Annotated in this window: 20 protein-coding genes; all 20 read right to left on the reverse strand. The window is 73.3% G+C overall.

Going from position 1 to position 20,649, the window contains the following annotated elements; translation table 11 throughout:
- Positions 1–3: 3 nt before the first annotated feature.
- Positions 4–843, reverse strand: a complete 840-nt coding sequence (hisG, locus tag BQ6202_RS06145; RefSeq protein WP_072313574.1) for an ATP phosphoribosyltransferase — start codon at positions 841–843, stop codon at positions 4–6.
- 48 nt (positions 844–891) lie between these two features.
- Positions 892–1,155 (reverse strand): phosphoribosyl-ATP diphosphatase, encoded by a 264-nt coding sequence (locus tag BQ6202_RS06150; RefSeq protein ID WP_072313575.1) that lies wholly within the window; start codon positions 1,153–1,155, stop codon positions 892–894.
- Positions 1,152–1,898 (reverse strand): ribulose-phosphate 3-epimerase, encoded by a 747-nt coding sequence (gene rpe / locus BQ6202_RS06155; protein WP_072313576.1) that lies wholly within the window; start codon positions 1,896–1,898, stop codon positions 1,152–1,154. The genes BQ6202_RS06150 and rpe overlap by 4 nt, the downstream gene beginning before the upstream one ends.
- A gap of 10 nt (positions 1,899–1,908) precedes the next feature.
- A complete protein-coding gene (locus tag BQ6202_RS06160; protein ID WP_072313577.1) occupies positions 1,909–3,300 on the reverse strand; it encodes an RsmB/NOP family class I SAM-dependent RNA methyltransferase in 1,392 nt (463 codons plus the stop codon).
- The gene (locus BQ6202_RS06165; protein WP_072313578.1) at positions 3,297–4,250 is read right to left on the reverse strand and encodes a methionyl-tRNA formyltransferase; all 954 of its coding nucleotides are present in this window, start codon (positions 4,248–4,250) and stop codon (positions 3,297–3,299) included. Before BQ6202_RS06165 ends, BQ6202_RS06160 begins: the two co-directional genes overlap by 4 nt.
- 55 nt (positions 4,251–4,305) lie before the next feature.
- Positions 4,306–6,279, reverse strand: a complete 1,974-nt coding sequence (locus BQ6202_RS06170; protein WP_072313579.1) for a primosomal protein N' family DNA-binding protein — start codon at positions 6,277–6,279, stop codon at positions 4,306–4,308.
- Positions 6,280–6,284: 5 nt separating this feature from the next.
- Positions 6,285–7,472 (reverse strand): methionine adenosyltransferase, encoded by a 1,188-nt coding sequence (metK, locus tag BQ6202_RS06175; protein ID WP_072313580.1) that lies wholly within the window; start codon positions 7,470–7,472, stop codon positions 6,285–6,287.
- On the reverse strand, positions 7,469–8,716 hold the full coding sequence (coaBC, locus tag BQ6202_RS06180; protein ID WP_072313581.1) for a bifunctional phosphopantothenoylcysteine decarboxylase/phosphopantothenate--cysteine ligase CoaBC: 1,248 nt from the start codon (positions 8,714–8,716) through the stop codon (positions 7,469–7,471). The genes metK and coaBC overlap by 4 nt, the downstream gene beginning before the upstream one ends.
- A complete protein-coding gene (gene rpoZ / locus BQ6202_RS06185) occupies positions 8,716–8,976 on the reverse strand; it encodes a DNA-directed RNA polymerase subunit omega (protein WP_072313582.1) in 261 nt (86 codons plus the stop codon). The genes coaBC and rpoZ overlap by 1 nt, the downstream gene beginning before the upstream one ends.
- A 124-nt stretch (positions 8,977–9,100) precedes the next feature.
- Entirely contained in the window at positions 9,101–9,268 is a 168-nt protein-coding gene (locus BQ6202_RS14885) for a hypothetical protein (protein ID WP_159433620.1), read from the reverse strand.
- 147 nt (positions 9,269–9,415) lie between these two features.
- Entirely contained in the window at positions 9,416–10,147 is a 732-nt protein-coding gene (locus BQ6202_RS06190) for a GAF and ANTAR domain-containing protein (protein ID WP_072313958.1), read from the reverse strand.
- A 38-nt stretch (positions 10,148–10,185) separates the two neighbouring features.
- Positions 10,186–10,881 (reverse strand): GAF and ANTAR domain-containing protein, encoded by a 696-nt coding sequence (locus BQ6202_RS06195; protein WP_083587054.1) that lies wholly within the window; start codon positions 10,879–10,881, stop codon positions 10,186–10,188.
- 107 nt (positions 10,882–10,988) lie between these two features.
- Positions 10,989–11,903, reverse strand: coding sequence for a guanylate kinase (gene gmk / locus BQ6202_RS06200; protein ID WP_072313584.1), 915 nt, complete (start codon positions 11,901–11,903; stop codon positions 10,989–10,991).
- The gene (pyrF, locus tag BQ6202_RS06205) at positions 11,900–12,760 is read right to left on the reverse strand and encodes an orotidine-5'-phosphate decarboxylase (RefSeq protein ID WP_083587055.1); all 861 of its coding nucleotides are present in this window, start codon (positions 12,758–12,760) and stop codon (positions 11,900–11,902) included. Before pyrF ends, gmk begins: the two co-directional genes overlap by 4 nt.
- The gene (carB, locus tag BQ6202_RS06210; protein WP_072313585.1) at positions 12,757–16,056 is read right to left on the reverse strand and encodes a carbamoyl-phosphate synthase large subunit; all 3,300 of its coding nucleotides are present in this window, start codon (positions 16,054–16,056) and stop codon (positions 12,757–12,759) included. Before carB ends, pyrF begins: the two co-directional genes overlap by 4 nt.
- Positions 16,056–17,219 carry a glutamine-hydrolyzing carbamoyl-phosphate synthase small subunit gene (carA, locus tag BQ6202_RS06215; RefSeq protein ID WP_072313586.1) on the reverse strand — a complete coding sequence of 388 codons (1,164 nt, stop codon included), beginning with the start codon at positions 17,217–17,219 and terminating at the stop codon, positions 16,056–16,058. Before carA ends, carB begins: the two co-directional genes overlap by 1 nt.
- Complete coding sequence (locus BQ6202_RS06220; protein WP_072313587.1) at positions 17,216–17,725, reverse strand: PH-like domain-containing protein; 510 nt, start codon at positions 17,723–17,725, stop codon at positions 17,216–17,218. Before BQ6202_RS06220 ends, carA begins: the two co-directional genes overlap by 4 nt.
- Complete coding sequence (locus BQ6202_RS06225; RefSeq protein WP_072313588.1) at positions 17,722–19,077, reverse strand: dihydroorotase; 1,356 nt, start codon at positions 19,075–19,077, stop codon at positions 17,722–17,724. The genes BQ6202_RS06220 and BQ6202_RS06225 overlap by 4 nt, the downstream gene beginning before the upstream one ends.
- Positions 19,074–20,024 (reverse strand): aspartate carbamoyltransferase catalytic subunit, encoded by a 951-nt coding sequence (locus BQ6202_RS06230; RefSeq protein WP_072313589.1) that lies wholly within the window; start codon positions 20,022–20,024, stop codon positions 19,074–19,076. Before BQ6202_RS06230 ends, BQ6202_RS06225 begins: the two co-directional genes overlap by 4 nt.
- On the reverse strand, positions 20,021–20,581 hold the full coding sequence (gene pyrR, locus BQ6202_RS06235) for a bifunctional pyr operon transcriptional regulator/uracil phosphoribosyltransferase PyrR (protein ID WP_072313590.1): 561 nt from the start codon (positions 20,579–20,581) through the stop codon (positions 20,021–20,023). Before pyrR ends, BQ6202_RS06230 begins: the two co-directional genes overlap by 4 nt.
- Between the last annotated feature and the right edge of the window lie 68 nt (positions 20,582–20,649).

Here is a 20,649-nt window from a genome sequence, read left to right on the forward strand (position 1 = left end):
GGCTCAGATGCGTGCGGCGTGGATGCGCGACACGATGATCGCGCGCGCGCCTGCGTCGGCGAGGGCATCCATGATCTGGTTGGTGTCGTCGCGGCGGACCATGACGCGGACGGCGACCCAGCCCTCCTTCTGCAGCGGGCTGACGGTCGCCGACTCGAAGCCCCGGGCGACCGCGGTCGCGGCGTCGAGGCGCGAGCGCTCGATGTCGTAGTCGACCATCACGTAGTCGCGCGCGACCATGACGCCGTCGATCCGGCGCTTGAGCGTCGCGAGACCCGGGTGGTCGCCGCCGTTCGAGATCAGCACGGCCTCGCTCGTGAGGATCGGGTCGCCGAAGACCTCGAGGCCCTGAGCGCGCAGCGTCGCGCCGGTCTCGACGACGTCGGCCACCGCATCCGCCACCCCGAGCCGGACGGCGGACTCGACGGCGCCGTCGAGGCGCACGAGCTCTGCCGTGATGCCCATGGACGCGAGGTGCTGCTCGACGAGCAGGGTGTAGCTCGAGGCGATGCGCACGCCCTGCAGCTCGGCCGCAGAGCCGAAGCGGCCAGCGGGACCCGCGAAGCGGAAGGTGGAGCGGGCGAAGCCGAGCGGCTCGATCTCGACGGCGGTCGAGCCGGAGTCGAGCAGCAGGTCGCGCCCGGTGATCCCGACGTCGAGCGCACCGGAGCCGACGTAGGTCGCGATGTCGCGCGGGCGGAGGAAGAAGAACTCCACCTCGTTGCGCGCGTCGACGACGATGAGCTCCTTGCTGTCGCGGCGGCCGCGATAGCCGGCCTCGTCGAGCATCCAGGCGGCCGTCTCGGCCAGCGAGCCCTTGTTGGGCACGGCGATCTTGAGCATTGCTTCCTTCAGGTCTGACGGTCGGTGCCGGTGGGGCTGGGCGGCGCGTCAGAGATGTCGGTAGACGTCCTGGGGCGCGAGGCCCTTCGCGACCATGAGCACCTGGAGGTGGTACAGCAGCTGCGAGATCTCGAGCGCGGTGTCCTCGTCGGTCTCGTGCTCCGCGGCCATCCAGACCTCTGCGGCCTCCTCGACGATCTTCTTGCCGATCGCGTGCACGCCCGCGTCCACGAGCTCGACGGTGCGCGAGCCCTCGCGGCGGTCCGCGACGGTGCGCTCGAGCTCGCCGAACAGCTCGTCGAAGGTCTTCACGCTCCCAGGCTACCCGTCGTGGCGCCGCCGGCGGCGCTGCTGCCGGCCGAGCCGCGGCTGATCGCCCGCAGGTCGATGCGCCCGGTGTCGAAGGCGCCGCTCCCGGCGTCGCGGAGCGTGGCGATGCGGTCGGCGGGCGAGGCGTGCCCGTAGACGGCGCTGCCGGCGACGAAGACGTCGGCCCCCGACGCCGCCGCGATCGGCAGCGTGTCGGCCGTGATGCCGCCGTCGACCTGCAGCGCGAGCTCGATGCCGAGCTCCTTCGCGCGACCGCGGAGCGCCTCGACCTTCGGCATCATCTCGCCCATGAAGGACTGCCCGCCGAAGCCGGGCTCGACGGTCATGACGAGCACCATGTCGAACTCGCGCAGGTGCTCGAGCACGTCGTCGACGAGCGTGCCGGGCTTGAGGGCGATGGCCGCTCGGGTGCCGCGCGCGCGCAGCTCGCGGGCGAGGGCGACCGCGTCGCGCGTGGCTTCCGCGTGGAAGGTGACGGAGTCGACCCCGTCGATCGCGTACTGCGGCGCCCAGGTGTCGGGGTCGTCGATCATCAGGTGCACGTCGATCGGCAGGCTCGTGACCTCGGCGATGCGCTGCACCATGGGCAGGCCGAAGGTGAGGTTGGGCACGAAGTGCGCGTCCATGACGTCGAGGTGCACGCCGTCGGCGCTCGCGATCCGCTCGAGGTCTCGCTCGAGGTTCACGAAGTCGGCCGACAGGATGCTGGGGTGGATCCTGACCATGGCTTCCAGCCTATCGACCTGCGGGTGCCGCGGTGTCCGCCGCCGCATCCGCCGTCGTCAGCAGCTGGATGAACATCGCGTCGGTGCCGTTGCGGTGCGGCCAGAGCTGCACGGCGTCGCCCGTCTCCCCCAGTGCGATGCCCGGCGAGAGCTCGCGCACCACGGCGCGCGTGTCGAGCGGCACGAGGCCGAGCGCCGCCGCGCGGTCGACCACCGCGCGCGTCTCTGCCAGGTGCGGCGAGCAGGTGACGTAGGCGATGATGCCGCCGGGCTTCAGGGCACGGGCGGATGCCTCGAGCAGCTCGGCCTGCAGGCCCGCGAGCGCAGGCACGTCACCGGGCTGCTTGCGCCAGCGCGCCTCGGGGCGGCGGCGGAGCGCGCCGAGCCCCGTGCACGGCGCGTCGAGCAGGATGCGGTCGAAGGCGCCGGCCGTGTCGCCGCGGCCGTAGCGGCGGCCGTCGCCCGTCACGACGCGCGAGTCGAGTGCCGGCGAGGCGGCCTCGACGGCGCGCACCGCCTGGCGCACGAGCTTCGCGCGGTGCGGCAGCACCTCGTTGGCCTCGAGGGCGGCGCCTGCGAGCGCGGCCTCCGCGGCCATGAGCGCCGCCTTGCCGCCGGGGCCGGCGCACAGGTCGAGCCAGCGCTCGCCCGCGGCGGCCGGGCGCGCCCGTGTGAGGGCCAGCGCCGCGAGTTGGCTGCCCGCATCCTGCACCCTCCAGGTGCCGTCGGCGATCTCGGCCACGCGCGCCGGGTCGCCCGCGGGAGCGACGCGGCCGATCGGGCTCGCGGTCGGCTCGAGCCCGAGCGCGGCCGGCTCGGCGAGGCCGGGCAGGGCCACCAGCTGCACCGCCGGCGGGTCGTTGTCCGCGGCCAGGAGCGCCGGCAGCTCGTCTGCCGCGCCCTCGCGCTCGAGCGAACGACGCAGCGCCCGCAGCACCCACGCGGGATGACCGCTCTCGAGCGCCTGGCGCTCGTCGGCGCTGAGGCCCTCGGTGATCGCGGCGAGGCGCTGCTCGGCAGGCACCTCGGAGAGCCGACGCAGCACCGCGTTGGCGAAGCCCGCGCGGCCCCGGTGGTGCCGCAGCAGCGCGACCGTCTCGTGCACGGCGGCGTGCGAGGGCACGCGCATGCGGCTGAGCTGGTGCGAGCCGATGCGCAGCGTCGCGAGCGTCTCGGCGTCGATCTCGGCGACCGGGCGGCCGGCGGCATCGGCGATCAGCGCGTCGTGCTGCCCCTGCCAGCGGAGCGTGCCGTAGGCCAGCTCGGTGGCGAAGCCCGCATCGGCGGGACTGAGTCCCGCGTCGCGGATGCGCTGCGGCAGCAGCAGGTTGGCGTAGGCGTCGTCGCGCTCGACGTCGAGCACGACGTCGCGGGCGACGAGCCTCGGGTCGGGCCTGCTCATGCGCGTGCCTCCTGCGCGGTCGTGGGCAGCGCGAAGCGCGCGGCGCCCCCGCGGCCCCGGAGCCAATCGGCACCGGACATCGGTCGCTTCCCGGCGGGCTGCACCTCGAGCAGCTCGAGCGGTGCGCTGCCCGTGCCGACGATGCCGGTGCGACCCGCGACCGCCGCGACGCCGGGCGCCAGCGGCTCGGCACCCGAGCGCGCGAGGGCGAGCAGCTTCACGCGCTCCGCGGTGCCGCTGTCGTCCGCGAGCAGCACGTGCGCGCCCGGTTCCGGCGTCACGCCCCGCCAGCGGTCGAGCACCGAGGGCGCGGTCTGCGCGAGGTCGAGCGCGCCGTCCTCGAGCGACAGCTTGGGCGCGAGGCTCGGCGCGCCGACCTGCTCCTCGAAGACCGCCGTGCCGGCAGCGATGGCGTCGACCGCTGCGAGCAGCTCCTGGGCACCGAGCTCGGCGAGCTGCCCGAGCAGCGCACCCGCGGTCGCGCCCTCCGGGACGTCCGCCTCGCGCATCCGCACCACCGGGCCGGCGTCGAGCTGCTCGACGAGCCGGAAGACGCTCACGCCGGTGACGCGGCGCCCGTCGATGAGGGCGCGCTGCACGGGCGCAGCGCCGCGGTAGTCGGGCAGCAGCGAGAAGTGCAGGTTGATCCAGCCGTGCGGCGGTGCCGACAGCAGCGGCTCTCGCACGAGCCCGCCGTAGGCGACGACGACGGCCAGCTCGGGGGCGAGCGCCGTGATGCGCTCGGTCGTCGCGGCGTCGAGCCGGTTCGCCTCGATCACGTCGAGGCCGAGCGCGAGCGCGGCCTCGGCGACCGGCGTCGGCGTGAGCACGCGCTTGCGGCCCTGCGGCGAGGCCGCTCGGGTGACGACCGCGGCGATCTCGTGCCGCCCGGCGAGCGCCTCGAGGCTGGGGACTGCTGCTGCCGGGCTGCCGGCGAAGACGATGCGCATGGTTCCTTCGTGTCGGGGGTGGCGGTGCGGGCTCTGGATCGGGCGCTCGCCCGGGTCACAGCCCGTCGAACGGCTCAGGATCATCCAAGCGGATGCGGAGGCGGGCGGGTGCGCCGGGCTTGCGCGGGCGCGCGGCCGCGGCGAGCACGCGGCCGCGCGCGATGCCGGCGACGAGCGCCCCGTCGGCGAACGCGAAGCGCGCGATCGCTCGCTCGAGCTCACCCTCGCGGACCCCCTGCACGGTCGCCGGCACCGGCACGGGCCCGAGCACGTCGAGGTGCTCGACCGCGCCCAGCGCCTCGATCGCATCGGCGACCGCATCCGGGTGACCGACGACGGATGCGGTGCGCACCGCGGGCGGGAACCGCAGGCTCCTGCGCTCGGCGAGCTCGGCCTTGGCGAAGGGCACCGTGGTGTCGCCGGTGATGGCTGCGGCCGCAGGCCCGCCAGCACCGGTCAGCACGACGGCCGCGCCATCGGCGGCGAGCGCGCGCGCCGTCGCCCACTGCCGCACCGCCTCCTCGCCCACGCGCAGCCCCTCGCGCGAGAGCAGGGTGTCGCCGTCGAGCAGCACCACCGCGCCGTAGCCGCCGTCCGCGAGCGGCTCAGCGCCGCGCGTGGCGACGACGAGCCGCGGGCGCGCGTCGATCGTGAGGCGCTCGTGCTCGCCATCGGCGACGACCACCGGGATGCCGGGGAACGCCCGGCCGAGCTCCTCGGCGATGCGGGAGGAGCCGCGGCCCACCTCGGTCAGCTGCTGGCCCTTGCAGGCGGGGCAGCGCCAGCCAGCGGCCAGCCGGCCGCACAGCCGACAGGCGGGCGCGGAGCCGCGGGAGCGCCGGCCGAGCGGCCCGGCGCACGCGCTGCAGCGAGCGCGGGAGCCGCAGTCACTGCAGCGCAGGCCCGGCGCGTGGCCCGGCCGGGCGACCTGCACGAGCACCGGTCGGTCTCGGAGCGCCTCGCGCGCTGCCTGGAACGCGGCGGCCGGCACCCGGCGGCCGTCGTCCGTGAGCGCGGAGGGCAGCACGCGAACCCGGTGGCTGCCGGCGCGCTCGTGCTCGAGGAAGCCCAGCTCGACGAGCCGCTCGGCGTCGGTCGAGCGGGCGTGACCGGCGAGCACGAGCGCGCAGCCCGACTGCCCCTGGCGCACGAGCGCGGCGTCGCGCGCGTGCACCCAGGGAGCGAGCGGCTCCGACAGCAGCGGATCGCCGTCCTCCCAGATGACGAGCAGCCCGAGCCTGGCCGCCGGCGCGTAGACCGCGGAGCGCGGGCCGATGATCGCGATGGGATCGCCGTCGATGCAGCGCAGGAAGCCCCGATAGCGCTCGGGGTTCTTCTGCCGCGCGTCGAGCTCGACGACGCGCTCTGGCCCGACCGACGCCTCGAGCGCGATGCGCAGCTGGCGCTGGTCGCGGTGGTCGGGCACCACGATGATCGCCTGCTCGCCGCGCTCGATCGCCTGCCGCGCGAGCCCGGCGAGCGCGATCGCCCACCGACCCACCCAGAGGGCGTCGTGGTCGGCGCTCGGCTCGCCGACCGCCGCCACCCCGCCCGCGCACTCCAGCGCGATCCGCCGACGCTGCTCGACGAGCCCTGGCAGCGCGGCGTGCTCGGCCCCCTCGGCCGCCTCCGGCAGCGGGGGCAGCGGCGCGCGCTCAGCGGCGAGCCACTGCTTCTCGACGCGCGCCTGCCGGCCGGGGATCGCCAGTCGCAGCACGTCGGCGGCGCCGCCCGCGGCGCGATCCGCGATGGCGCGCGCCAGCTGCCAAACCTCCGGCTGCAGCACGGGCACCGGCGAGACCACCTGCTCGACGTCGGCGACCTCGCCCTCCCACACCCGCTCACCCGTCGTCTCGACGACCCAGCCGGTGGCCTGCCGGTCGCCGCGCAGCGGCACGCGCACGCGCACCCCCGCCTCGACGCCCGCGAGGCCGGGTGGCACGCGGTACTCGAAGAGCCGATCGAGCTGCGGCAGGCGCGAGTCGACCACGACCTGCGCGTAGCGCGTCGCGCCCGGCGCCGGGCTCACGGTCGTCAGAGGCGCGCTGCGGCGCGCAGGGCGTCGACGCGGTCGAGCCGCTCCCAGGTGAAGCCGGGCAGCTCGCGGCCGAAGTGGCCGTAGGCGGCCGTCTGCCGGTAGATGGGCTTGCGCAGGTCGAGGTCGCGCACGATCGCGCCGGGCCGCAGGTCGAAGACCTCGAGGATCGCCGCCTGGATCGCCTCGTCGGAGACCGTGCCGGTGCCGAAGGTCTCGACGTAGACGCCGACGGGCTGCGCCATGCCGATGGCGTACGCGGCCTGCACCTCGAGGCGCGAGGCGAGACCGGCGGCGACGGCGTTCTTCGCCACCCAGCGCAGCGCGTAGGCCGCGGAGCGGTCGACCTTCGAGGGGTCCTTGCCGCTGAAGGCGCCGCCACCGTGCCGGGCTGCGCCGCCGTAGGTGTCGACGATGATCTTGCGGCCCGTGAGGCCCGCGTCGCCCTTGGGGCCGCCGGTGAGGAACGAGCCGGAGGGGTTGACGATCGTGCGCATGCCGGATGCGTCGAGGCCGAGGTCGGCGACGACCGGGTCGATCACGTGCTCGATCACGGCGGCGCGGATCTCGTCGTTGGTGACGCCCGGCGCGTGCTGCGTCGACACGAGCACGGCGTCGACGGAGACGGGCGTGAAGCCGTCGTAGCCGATCGTGACCTGCGTCTTGCCGTCGGGTCGCAGCCACTCGATGGTGCCTTCGCGGCGCACGGCGGCGAGGCGCTCGGCCAACCGGTGCGCTGCCCACGCGGTCGCGGGCATGAACGAGGGGGTCTCATCGGTCGCGAAGCCGAACATGATGCCCTGGTCGCCGGCGCCGTCGCGGTCGAGCGGGTCGACGGAGCCGTCGCGCGCCTCGACCGCGGTGTCGACGCCGGTCGCGATCTCGTGCGACTGCTCACCGATCGACACCGTCACGCCGCACGAGTGCCCGTCGAACGAGACCTCGCTCGAGTCGTAGCCGATGTCGACGATCGTCTTCCGCGCGAGCGACGCGATGTCGACGTAGCCGGAGGTCCGCACCTCACCGGCGACGTGCACGAGGCCGGTGGTGACGAGCGTCTCGACGGCGACGCGCGCCTCGGAGTCCTGCGCGAGCATCGCGTCGAGGACCGCGTCGGAGATCTGGTCGGAGATCTTGTCGGGGTGGCCCTCGGTGACCGACTCGGAGGTGAACAGGCGCAGGCTCAACGGGGCTCCTCGGTCGGGTTGCTGCGGTCGTGCGCGGCCAGTCGGGCCGCGATCGCGTCGATGATGTCTCGGGCCACTGACACCTTGTCGCCGCGGCTCTCGGCGACGATGCCGGATGCGTCGAGCACGCGCACGGCGGTGCGCACGTCGCCGAAGCCCTCGGTGTGGCCGACGCGGTTGAGCACCAGCAGATCGGCGCCCTTGCGGGCGAGCTTCGCGCGACCGCGCTCGAGGAGGGCTGCGTCGTCGGCCTCGGTCTCGGCGGCGAAGCCGACCACCAGGTTCGTGCGCTCGCGCTGCGCGAGCTGCGCGAGGATGTCGGGGTTCAGGGCGAGCTGCAGCGTGGGTGTCTCGCCCCAGCTCTCCTTCGTGCGCTTGCCGGCGGAGACCTCGTCGACGCGGTAGTCGGCGACCGCTGCGGCCATCACGACGACGTCTGCGTCAGCGAGCGCCTGCATCGCCTGGGCGAGCTGCGCCGTGGTCTCGACCGAGACGTGCTCGACGCCCGTCGGCACGGGCACGTCGAGGTTGGCGCCGACGAGCGTGACCGCAGCGCCGGCGTCGCGCGCGGCGGTGGCGACGGCGACGCCCATGGCGCCGCTCGAGCGGTTGCCAAGGAAGCGCACCGGGTCGATGGGCTCGCGCGTGCCTCCGGCGGAGACCACGACGGTGCGGCCCGCGAGCGCTCCGCGAGCGGCGGTGCCCTGCTGCGACGCGCCTCCGTCGACCAGGGCGAGGGCGGCGCTGACCACCTCGTGGGGCTCGGCCATGCGGCCCATGCCCGAGTCGGCGCCCGTCAGCTGGCCCGCCACGGGGCCCACCAGGGTGACGCCGCGCGAGACCAGCGTGGCGACGTTCGCCTGCACGGCCGGCTGCTCCCACATCTCGGTGTGCATCGCGGGCGCGAGCACGAGCGGCGCGCGCGAGGCGAGGATGGTGGTGCCGAGCAGATCGTCGGCGAGGCCGTGCGCGAGCTTGGCGAGCGTGTTCGCGGTCGCGGGCAGCACGATGATCAGGTCTGCCTGCTGACCGAGCGCCACGTGGCGCACGCTGGCGACGTCGTCGAAGACCTCGTCCGTGACGGGGTTGCGGCTCAGCGCCTCGAGCGTCGGGCGCCCGATGAAGCGCAGGGCGGATGCCGTGGGCACGACGTGCACGTCGTGCCCGGCCTGCACCAGCTCGCGAATGGCGAGCGCAGCCTTGTACGCCGCGATCCCGCCGGAGATCCCGACGACGACGCGCATCAGGCGGAGGCTGCCTCGTCCTTGGTCAGGACCAGCTTGTCCTGGTGGATCTCGTGCAGCGACACCGAGAGCGGCTTGTCCTCGATGGTCGAGTCGACCAGCGGGCCGACGTTGTCGAACATCGAGCCCTCGTGGATGTCGGTGTAGTAGTCGTTGATCTGGCGCGCGCGCTTCGAGGCGAAGATCACCAGCTGGTACTTGGAGTCCACCTTCTCGAGCAGCTCGTCGATCGGCGGGTTGATGATGCCCTTGCTGGCCATGGGTGCCTCCTGGAGCGGTGGGTGACGGATGCGGGACGCGGCCCGCGAAGCTCGTGCGCGAGAGCGCGCAAGAGATCAGTCTACCCCGCTGGGGCCTGCGTCGAGCGGCGCTGGAGGAAAGTCGTCAGCCCGGCTCGCCGATCGAGCCCTTCGCTCGAGCCGACGGGGAGCGCTGCGCGCGTCGCCGCGCCGCGGCGAAGAGCCTCACCCCCAGCCAGGCGAGGAGCACGAGCACCTGAGCCAGCACGATGATGGCGAGCACGAGGGCCAGGATGTGCAGGGGGGTCTCCATGGTCGCCTCGTTCGCATCGAGCCGGCTCCTCGCCGGCAACACATGCTCCGAGGTCTGGAGAGCATCTTGCTCGTGCGCCATTCTCGGCACAGGGCGGGGCCGCCGTCAAGCACAGGAGCAGCCGTGTCGCGCCTCAGCGCGCAGGGCTCATCGCGTTCGTGCACCCGGGGCGAGGCGCAGCTCGCGCGCCACCACGGCCTGGGCGACGTCGCGCAGGGTCGTGTTCGTGCGGCGCGCGTGGGCGCGCAGCATCGCGAACGCCTCCTCGACATCGACGTCGACGGAGGCGGAGACCACGCCCTTGGCCTGCTCGATGACGACTCGGCTGTCGAGCGCGCGCTGCAGCTGCTGCGCCACGATCGCGCCCTCGGCGAGCCGCTCCTGCAGCACGCCGAGCGATGCGATGTTCGCGAGCGCGTGCGCGATGCCGCCGTCTGCCTCGCTCAAGCCGCCGACGTGTGTGCGGAACAGGCCCAGCGCGCCGATCACCTCCGAGCGAACGCGCAGCGGCACGGCGTGCGCTGAGTGGAAGCCGTGCTGGAGGGCGGCGTCGTGGAACTCCTGCCACCCCTCCGTGACGCGCTCGATGTCTTCGACGGACACCGCGTGCCCGGTGGAGAAGCACTCGACGCACGGTCCCGCGCTGGCGTTCAGCTGCATCATCTCGACGAAGGCCGCAGCCTCGCTCGTCGAGGCCACGAGCTCGAGGTGGCCCTGCCCATCGCTCAGCAGCAGACCGCACGCCTGCACATCCAGCAGCTGGAGGCACTCCCCCATGAGCGCATGCAGCATCTCGACCACGTCGTAGTCGGACGTCAGCTGCTCTGTCAGCTCCAGGAACGCGGAGTTGAGCCTGGCTTCCCTCGAGGATCCCGCCATCGCATCCACACCCCATCCACCATCTCCGTCGAAGCGCTTCACGCGCCTGCAGGCGGCTCGTCGAGCGTGAGTCGCCGCGCCACCACATCCTGTGCGATCGACTCTAGCGGCGCACCCGTCGCGAAGGCGTGCGCTCGCAGCCGCGCGAAGGCCTCGGTGGCCGTGACGTCGAGCTGCACGAGCAGCATCCCCGTGGCCTGGTGCACCACCCGCCGGAGCTCGGGTGCCAGTGCGCCGTCGAGCGGGTGCTCCTGCGCAGCCACGCGGGCGGCGATCTGCAGCGCCTCGCTCGCCAGGCCGACCGCGAGGGAACGCGCCAGCAGCACGTCGCCCGTGCTCAGGATCCCCGGTGAGGCGCGGTAGAGGTCGACCACGCCGACCACGACGGCGCCCACGCTCATCGGGATCGAGAACAGGGCACCGACCTCGAGCTCGCTCGCGGCAGCGTCGAAGACCGGCCATCCCGAGCCGCTCGCGTTCACATCGGGCACGAGCACCGCTCTGCCGCTGCGCACCGCTTGCCAGTGCGGTCCCTCCCCGAGCTCGAACTGCAGCTGCTCGAGCCGAGCCGCGGTCCGATCGCTCGCGGCGAGCGTCGATCGCCTGGCGTCGGCGACCACCGAGATCGATGCACCGGTCACCGGCAGCCGCTCGAGGAACGGGTCCAGCAGCTCACGAGCGGCGGTCGCCGGCGGACCCCCGTCGCGGCTCGCCCGCATCCCGTCTGCACTCATCCATCGTCCTCAGCCAAGACCGGTCCCGGTCGCCTCGCGCTCGTCGCGCAGCGCGGTTCCTCGCGGTCGTCCTCGAGCAGGATGCTATCGCCGCCGAGGTGCGCGCGTCACCGATCCGTCGAGCGCACCTCGCCCGCGACCGCCTGTGCCTCCGCGGCGAGGATGTGCTCCACGACCGCGTGCGCTGCCGCCGCGACGTCGGCGTTCACGATGGTCGCGTCGAACTCCGGCTGGCTCGCGAGCTCGACCTTCGCAGTCTCGAGCCGACGCTCGCGCTCCGACTCGGTCTCGGTGCCGCGGCCCACGAGCCTGCGCACGAGCTCGTCCCACGACGGCGGCGCCAGGAACAGCAGCATCGCATCAGGGAACGACTCGCGCACCTGCCGAGCGCCCTGCAGATCGATCTCGAGCAGCACGGACGAGCCCTCGTCGAGCGCGGCCTGCACGCTCGAGCGCGGCGTGCCGTAGCGCGCGTGGTTGTGCACCTTCGCCCACTCGAGGAACTCCCCCTCGTCGACCATCCGATCGAAGTCGGCATCGGAGACGAATGCGTAGTGGACGCCGTCGATCTCGCCCGGCCTCGCAGCGCGGGTCGTGGCGCTCACCGACTGCCGGATCTGCGGGAAGTGCTCGCGCACGTACTGCGCGACCGTGCCCTTGCCGACAGCGGTCGGGCCGGCGAGCACGATGAGACGGGGGCGACGCGATGGATCCACGCCGTCCAGCCAACCGCGAACGCGCTCGCGCTGCAAACCGCCGAGCCCGCCGAGCCGCTTGCCGGCCGCGATGCCGAGCGTCGACAGCAGCGCATCGACGCGCGCAGGACCCATGCCGCGGAGGCTCGCGAAGTACTCGGTCACGCGCAGCCGCGCCTCGGGGCTGCCGGGCTCGTGCCAGGCGCGCTCGGCCACGTCGCGTGGCCCGCGCTGGCCGGCGGCGAGCGCGCGCTTGACCGCTGCACGGGCGCGCCGCGCCTCGACCGCGGCCCTGCCTGCGGCGCCGGGGTCGGGCAGCGCCGTCATCGAGCGTCGCGCAGCTCGCGGCCCGCCGCGTCGATCGCCGCAGCGAGCCCCGCCGGTCCGGCGCGCAGGATGCTGCGGCTCACGCTCGCGAGCACGAGGGCATCCGCAGGGAACAGCGCGCGAAGCTCGGACAGCTGCGCGCCCTGCGCGCCGAAGCCGGGTGCCAGGATCGGTGTGGAGGGGTCGATCTCGATCCCGTAGGCGCCGCGGTCGACGGTCGCGCCGATGACGAGTCCGTGCCCGGCGCCCGTGCGCGCGTTGCGCTCGACGATCGCGGCTGCGACGGAGGCGGCCACCGTGCGCCCGTCGGGCAGGCGCGCGAGCTGCAGCTGCGCCGCCTCCGGGTTCGAGGTCGCAGCGAGCACGATCGCAGCCTTGCTCGCGCGCTCCGCAGTCTCGAGCACCCCCTGCAGCGCCCCGACGCCGAGGTAGGGACTCACCGTCAGCGCATCGGCCTCGAGCGGCGAGCCCGGGGTCAGCCAGGCGTCGGCGTAGCCCGCGTTGGTCGAGCCGATGTCGCCCCGCTTCGCATCCGCGACGACCAGGAGCCCCGCCGCGCGCGCATCCGAGAGCACGCGCTCGAGGGCCAGCATGCCCGCGGCCCCGAAGGCCTCGAACAGCGCCACCTGCGGCTTGATCACCGCGACGCGCCCGACGGCCGCCTCGACGACCGTGCGGCCGAACCGCTCGGCGCCCGCCGCATCCGCAGCGAAGCCTGCCCCGCCCGATGCGCTCCACTGCTCGAGCAGCGCCCGGTGCGGGTCGATGCCGACGCAGAGCAGGCTCGAGGGCGCCGCGCCATCCGCCGTCGGGCCGTGCTCGGCGACGGATGCGCGCAGGCGCGCGAGGAAGGTCACGCCGACCGCCGCGCGTGGTACTCCTGCAGGCTCGTCACCTCGAAGGGCTCGCGCGAGGCCTCGACCGCCGCCACCGCGGCGCCCAGCTGCGAGACGGTCGTGAACAGCGCCTTGTCGGCCGCCACCGTCGCCGCGCGGATCTCGTAGCCGTCGGCACGGGCGATGCCGCCCGTGGGCGTGTTGATGATGATGTCGATCTCACCCGCGTCGATGAGGTCGACGATCGACGGCTCCTGGTTGCCGGCGGCGGCCGCCTCCGAGTGCTTGCGCACCGTCTCGACGCGGATGCCGTTGCGCGCGAGCACCTCGGCCGTGCCCTCCGTCGCCACGATCCGGAAGCCCAGCTGCTGGAGGCGGTGGATCGGCAGCACGGCCTGGCGCTTGTCGCGGTCCGAGAGCGACACGAAGACCGTGCCGCTCGTGGGCAGGCCGCCGTAGGCAGCCGCCTGGCTCTTCGCGAACGCGGTCGGGAAGTCGCGGTCGATGCCCATCACCTCGCCCGTCGAGCGCATCTCGGGGCCCAGCAGCGAGTCGACCATGCGGCCGTCTGCGGTGCGGAAGCGTCGGAACGGGAGCACGGCCTCCTTCACGGCGACGGGTGCGTCGATCGGGAGGATCGTGCCGTCGCGCTCTGGCAGCATGCCCTCGGCCCGCAGCTCGGCGATCGTGGCGCCCGCGAGCACGCGCGCGTTCGCCTTGGCGATCGGGGTGCCGAGCGCCTTCGCCACGAAGGGCACCGTGCGGCTCGCGCGCGGATTGGCCTCGATGACGTGCAGGACGCCCGTCGCGTAGGCGAACTGCACGTTGATGGGTCCGCGCACGTCCAGCCCCTGTGCGATCCGGAGCGTCGCGTCGCGGATCTCGCGCAGCTGCGCGCGGCCGAGCCCCACGGGCGGCAGCGTGCAGGAGGAGTCTCCGGAGTGGATGCCGGCCTCCTCGATGTGCTCCAGGATGCCGCCGACGAAGAGCTCCTCGCCGTCGTAGATGCCGTCGACGTCGATCTCGACCGCGTCGTCCAGGAAGTGGTCCACGAGCAGCGGGCGGTCGGGCCCGATGATGCCTGCGGATGCGATGCGGTCGAAGTAGCCGTGCATGCTCGGGGTGTCGTAGACGATCTCCATGCCGCGACCGCCGAGCACGAAGGAGGGGCGCACGAGCACGGGGTAGCCGATGCGCTCGGCGATCGCGATCGCCTGGTCCTCGGTGGTGGCCGTGCCGTTGCGCGGTGCGACGAGCCCCGCCTCGTCGAGGATGCGCTGGAAGAGCCCCCGCTCCTCGGCCGCGTCGATCGCGTCGGGTGTGGTGCCGAGGATCGGCACGCCGGCAGCCTCGAGGCCGCGCGCGAGGCCGAGCGGCGTCTGGCCGCCGAGCTGCACGATGACGCCGACGAGCTCGCCGGCAGCCGACTCGGCGTGCACGATCTCCAGCACGTCCTCGAGCGTCAGCGGCTCGAAGTAGAGCCGGTCGCTCGTGTCGTAGTCGGTCGAGACAGTCTCCGGGTTGCAGTTGACCATGATGGTCTCGAAGCCGGCGTCGGCGAGCGCGAAGGACGCGTGCACGCACGAGTAGTCGAACTCGATGCCCTGCCCGATGCGGTTCGGGCCGGAGCCCAGGATGATCACCTTGCGGCGGTCGGAGGGCACGACCTCGGTCTCGAGGTCGTAGCTCGAGTAGTGGTACGGCGTCTCGGCGGGGAACTCCCCCGCGCAGGTGTCGACCGTCTTGTAGACCGGGCGGATGCCGGCGGCCCAGCGCGCCTCGCGCACCTCGGCCTCTGCCACGCCGCGCAGCTGCGCGATCTGCGCATCCGAGAAGCCGTGCTCCTTGGCCAGCAGCAGGTGCTCGGCGTCGAGGGGGCCCCGACCGCCGCCGGCGAGGCGGATCTCGTCGGCGACCTCGTTGATGAGCACCATCTGGTCGAGGAACCACGGGTCGATGCCCGTCGCCTCGTGCGCCTGCTCGATCGTCGCACCCGCGCGCAGCGCCTGCTGCAGCGTGACGATGCGGCCGTCGGTCGGGATCCGTGAGGTCTCGAGCAGGACGGCGGCGTCGCCGGGCTCGCCCTCCCAGTGGAAGGAGGAGCCCTTCTTCTCGAGCGAGCGGAGCGCCTTCTGGAGGGCCTGCGGGTACGTGCGGCCCATCGCCATCGCCTCGCCGACCGACTTCATGGTCGTCGTGAGCGTCGCATCCGCCGCCGGGAACTTCTCGAAGTTGAAGCGCGGCACCTTGACGACGACGTAGTCGAGGGCGGGCTCGAAGGAGGCCGGGGTGACCTTCGTGATGTCGTTCGGGATCTCGTCGAGGCGGTAGCCGAGCGCGAGCTTCGCGGCGATCTTGGCGATCGGGAAGCCCGTCGCCTTGGAGGCGAGCGCCGAGGAGCGCGAGACGCGCGGGTTCATCTCGATGACGATGATGCGGCCGGTCGTCGGATCGACGGCGAACTGGATGTTGCAGCCACCCGTGTCGACGCCGACGCGACGGATGATGTCGATGCCGATGTCGCGCAGCCGCTGGTACTCCTTGTCGGTCAGCGTGAGCGCCGGCGCGACCGTGATCGAGTCGCCGGTGTGCACGCCGACGGCGTCGACGTTCTCGATCGAGCAGATGACGACCGTGTTGTCGGCCGTGTCGCGCATGAGCTCGAGCTCGTACTCCTTCCAGCCGAGGATCGACTCCTCGAGCAGCACCTCGCCGATCGTGGACGAGTGGATGCCGTCGCCGACGAAGCGGCGCAGCTCTGCCTCGTCGTGCGCGAAGCCGGAGCCGAGGCCGCCCATGGTGAACGAGGGGCGCACGACGACGGGATAGCCGTACTCCCCCGCGAAGGCGAGCGCATCGTCGACGGACTTCGCGATGACGCTCGACGCGACGTCGGCGCCGGCGTCGAGCACGAGCTGCTTGAACAGCATGCGGTCCTCGCCGCGCTGGATCGCGTCGACCTTCGCGCCGATCAGCTCGACGCCGTGGCGCTCGAGGATCCCCTGCTCGTGCAGCGCGATCGCGGCGTTGAGCGCAGTCTGACCGCCGAGCGTCGGCAGGATCGCGTCGGGGCGCTCCTTCATGATGATCGTCTCGATCACCTCTGGTGTGATCGGCTCGATGTAGGTCGCGTCGGCGAAGTCGGGGTCGGTCATGATCGTCGCCGGGTTCGAGTTGACGAGGATGACGCGCACGCCCTCCTCGCGCAGCACGCGGCATGCCTGCGTGCCGGAGTAGTCGAACTCGGCCGCCTGCCCGATCACGATCGGCCCGGAGCCGATGACGAGGACGGAGTTGATGTCGTCGCGCTTGGGCATCAGGCCTGCGCCCCCTTCTGCGCCAGGACCATCTGGCGGAACTCTTCGAACATGTGGTGGGCGTCGTTCGGCCCTGCGGCCGACTCGGGGTGGTACTGCACGCTGAACGCGGGGATGTCGAGCGCGCGGAGGCCCTCGACGACGCGGTCGTTGAGCGAGTAGTGGCTCACCTCGACGCGACCGAAGCCCGCGGGGCTCGTGAGCTCCTCGCCAATCGTGGCGTCGACCGCGAAGCCGTGGTTCTGGCTCGTGATCTCGACGCGACCGGTGGCGACGTCGAGCACGGGCTGGTTGATGCCGCGGTGGCCGAAGGGCAGCTTGTAGGTGCCGAAGCCGAGCGCGCGGCCGAGCAGCTGGTTGCCGAAGCAGATGCCGAAGAAGGGCAGGCCCTCGCGCAGCACGCCCTGCAGCAGCTCGACCTGGTCGTCGGAGGCCGCCGGGTCGCCGGGGCCGTTCGAGTAGAACGCCGCGACCGGGTCGTGCGCGAGCACCTGGGCGAGCGTGGAGTCCTGCGGCAGGACCACGAGGTCGAAGCCCTGCTCGCGCAGGTAGCGCAGCGTCGAGGTCTTGACGCCGAGGTCGAGCACGGCGAGCGTGCCGAGCGACTCGCCGACCGCCTCGAGGCGGTAGGCCTCGCGGGTGCTCACGCTGGCGGCGAGGCTGCGGCCGGCCATGGTGGGGCTCTCCCGCACCTCGGCGAGCATCGCCGCATCGGTCGTCAGCGCCTCGCCGGAGAAGACCCCGGCGCGCATGGCGCCGACATCCCGCAGGCGACGCGTGACGGCGCGGGTGTCGATGCCGGCGATGCCGACGACACCGTCGCGCTCGAGCTGTGCGCCGAGCGGCTCCTCCGAGCGCCAGTTCGAGGTGATGCGGCTCGCAGCGCGCACCGCGTAGCCCGCCGGCCACATGCGGGCCGACTCGTCGTCCTCGGAGGTCACCCCGGTGTTGCCGATGTGCGGCGAGGTCTGCACCACGATCTGGCCCGCGTAGCTCGGGTCGGTCAGCGTCTCCTGGTAGCCGGTCATGCCGGTGGCGAAGACGGCCTCGCCGAGCGCGCGGCCCGTGGCGCCGTAGGCGCTGCCGCGATAGATGGTGCCGTCCTCGAGCACGAGGGCTGCGGATGCGGTGCGCGCGGCACCGGCGGATGTCATGTCGGTCACGGGGTCGTCCCTTCCCCTGCAGTGGTGGTCTTCTCGTGGCGAGCGAGTGCGCTGAGCGCCTCGAACGCGGGCGCGTCGTCACCGACGACGCGCAGGTAGGTGTCGACGTCGGCGCCGAGCCGGTGGGCGATCACGATGATCCCGCCGGGTTCGACGACGCGGTCGATGGTCCAGGTGGCGCGCTCGACCGAGCGGATGCTCGTGGCCGGGATGCGCACCTCGCGTCGGTCGGCGAGCAGTTGCACGCCGTCGCCGTCGATCGCGAGCCGGGTGCGCCCGCGGAAGCCGAGGCCGTGCGCGAAGACGCGGTCGTAGGGGTCGCCGGCCCTGGTGGTCGCGACGTACAGCGCCTCGACGACGAGGGTGGGCAGCACCCGCTCGCTCCAGCCCTCTGGCGCGAGTATGTCGCGCTGCCGGCGGCGGCGTCGCCAGATGCCCAGCGCCACGAGCGCGGCGACGAGCGCGACGAATGCGGCGCACAGCAGCGCGAAGGTCTCCTTGCTCATCGTGCGGCCTCCTCGAGCTGCAGCTCGCCCTCGGCGACCGTGCGGCGCCCGCCGTGCCAGACGTGCAGCACGCTGCCTGGCAGCTCGACGCCGAGGAACGGCGAGTTCGCCGAGCGGCCGCGCAGGGCGGTGGGCTCGATGATGCGACGGGCAGCGGGATCGAGCAGCACGACGTGCGCGCGCGATCCGACCTCGAGCGGCGCGTCGTAGCCGGGCTCCTGCCCGATCTCGGCGGGCGCCGTCGACATGACGCGCGCGACGCCGGCCCAGTCGAGCAGGCCCGTCTCGACCATGGCGAGCTGCACCGCACCCAGCGCGGTCTCCAGCCCGACCATGCCGAAGGCCGCATCCGCGAACGCCGCCTGCTTGGCCTCTGGCGCGTGGGGCGCGTGGTCGGTGGCGACGATGTCGATCGTGCCGTCGGCGAGCGCTTCGCGCAGGGCGCGCACGTCCCGATCCGCGCGCAGCGGCGGGTTGACCTTGTAGCGCGCGTCGTAGCTGCGCACGAGCTCCTCGGTGAGCAGCAGGTGGTGGGGCGTGACCTCTGCGGTGATGGCGATGCCGCGCTGCTTGGCCGCGCGCACGACCTCGACGGTCTCGAGCGTCGAGACGTGGCAGACGTGCAGCCGCGCACCGGTCGCCTCGGCGAGCATGGCGTCGCGGGCGACGATCGAAGCCTCGGCCACGGACGGCCAGCCGGTGAGGCCCAGCTCGGCCGCCAGCGGGCTCTCGTGCATGACGGAGCCCCGCGTGAGCGCAGGGTCCTGCGCGTGCTGCGCGATGACCGCGCCGAGCGAGGCTGCGTGCTCGAGCGCCCGGCGCATGAGCTCTGCGTCGGCGACGCAGTGACCGTCGTCGCTGAAGACCGTCACGCGCGCGGCGCTGCCGGCGAGCATGCCCATGTCGGCCAGCCGCTCCCCCGCGAGGCCGACGCTGACGGCGCCGATCGGGCGCACGGTCGCGAGGCCGGCCTCGAGGCCGAGGCGATGCACCTGCTCGACGACGGCCTGCGTGTCGGCGACGGGGCTGGTGTTCGCCATCGCGAAGACGCACGTGTAGCCGCCGGCGGCCGCCGCCCGCACGCCCGTCGCCACGGTCTCCGCCTGCTCGCCACCGGGCTGCCGCAGGTGGGTGTGCAGGTCCACGAGCCCCGGCAGTGCGACGAGGCCGGATGCGTCGACGACCTCGACCGCGTCACGAGCGTCGTCGTCGATGGATGCCGGGTCGATGAGGACGCCATCGCGGATCGCGAGGTCGCGCACCTCTCCACCCATGATCGAGGCGCCCCGCAGGAGGGTGATGGCTCCGCTGCGCTCGCCTGCCCCGCCGCGCTCGCTGTGCTTCGTGGTCATCGGGAGCCTCCCTGGTCGGATGCGAGCAGCGCGTAGAGGACGGCCATGCGCACCGACACGCCCGCGGTCACCTGCTCGAGCACCGTCGACGCGTCGCTGTCTGCCGCGCGGCTGGAGAGCTCGAGACCCCGGTTCATCGGGCCAGGGTGCATGATCTGCGTGCCTGGGATGCGCGCCAGCCGCTCGTCGGTCAGCGACCAGCCGGTGATGTACTCGGCGGCGCTTGGCGCGATCCTGCCTGCTTGGCGCTCGAGCTGCACGCGCAGCAGCATGAGGGCGTCGGGCCGCTCGCCGAGCACCCGGTCGAGGCTGGTCTCGGCTCGCACGCCCAGGCGCGTGCCGTCGGAGGCGGCCGGCGGCAGGAGCGACGGCGGCCCGACGACCGTGACCTCGGCGCCGAGCGCAGGCAGCAGGAGCGCGTTCGAGCGGGCGACGCGCGAGTGCGCGATGTCGCCGACGATCGCGACGGAGATGCCGTCGAGCCCCTTGCCGCGCGATGCGGCGCCGTGGATGCGGCGCCGGAGCGCGAAGGCGTCGAGCAGCGCCTGCGTGGGGTGCTCGTGCGTGCCATCGCCGGCGTTGACGACCGGGCGGCCGATCCACTCCGCGAGCAGCGCCGGAGCTCCCGAGGCTCCGGAGCGCACGACGACGCCGTCGACCCCCATGGCTGCGATCGTCAGGCCGGTGTCGCGCAGCGACTCGCCCTTCGACGCGCTCGAGCCCTTGCCAGAGACGTTGATGACGTCTGCGGAGAGCCACTTGCCGGCGATCTCGAAGGATGACCGGGTGCGGGTCGAGTCCTCGAAGAAGAGGTTCACGACGGTGCGGCCGCGCAGGGCTGGCAGCTTCTTGACGTCGCGATCCTGGATCTGGTGCATGTCCTCGGCGAGGTCGAGGAGGGCGATCGCCTCGTCGCGGGGCATCGCCGCGGTCAGCAGGTGCTTCACGCCGCACCGCCCTCGATCACGACGGCATCCTCGCCGTCGATCTCCTGCAGGAGGATCGAGACGTGCTCGCTGCGCGCGCTCGGCAGGTTCTTGCCGACCGAGTCCGCGCGGATCGGCAGCTCGCGGTGGCCGCGATCGACGAGCACCGCGAGGCGCACGGCGCGCGGCCGGCCGAAGTCGGCCAGCGCGTCGAGGGCGGCGCGGATGGTGCGGCCCGAGTAGAGCACGTCGTCCACCAGCACGACGACCTTGTCATCGATGCCGGATGCGGGGATGCGCGTCGGGTGCGACGCGCGCGTCGGGCGGTCGCGCAGGTCGTCGCGGTGCATCGTGATGTCGAGCGCGCCGGTGCGGGCGTCGAAGTCCTCCCCGGTGATCTCGCTCAGGCGGCTCGCGAGCCGCGCTGCGAGGTGCACGCCGCGCGTCGGGATGCCGAGGATGACGAGGTCGTCGGAGCCGTGATTGGCTTCGAGGATCTCGTGCGCGATGCGCGTCAGTGCCCTGGCGATCTCGTCAGGGCCGAGGACGGTGCGCACGACGGGGCTGTGCTGAGTCAAGGCGACTCCCTTCTCCGCCTCACAGGACGGGCTTCAAGGTTGTCTGATCCCTTCCACCTTACCTCGTC

Source organism: Agrococcus sp. Marseille-P2731 (assembly GCF_900117395.1).
Lineage (GTDB): Bacteria > Actinomycetota > Actinomycetes > Actinomycetales > Microbacteriaceae > Agrococcus.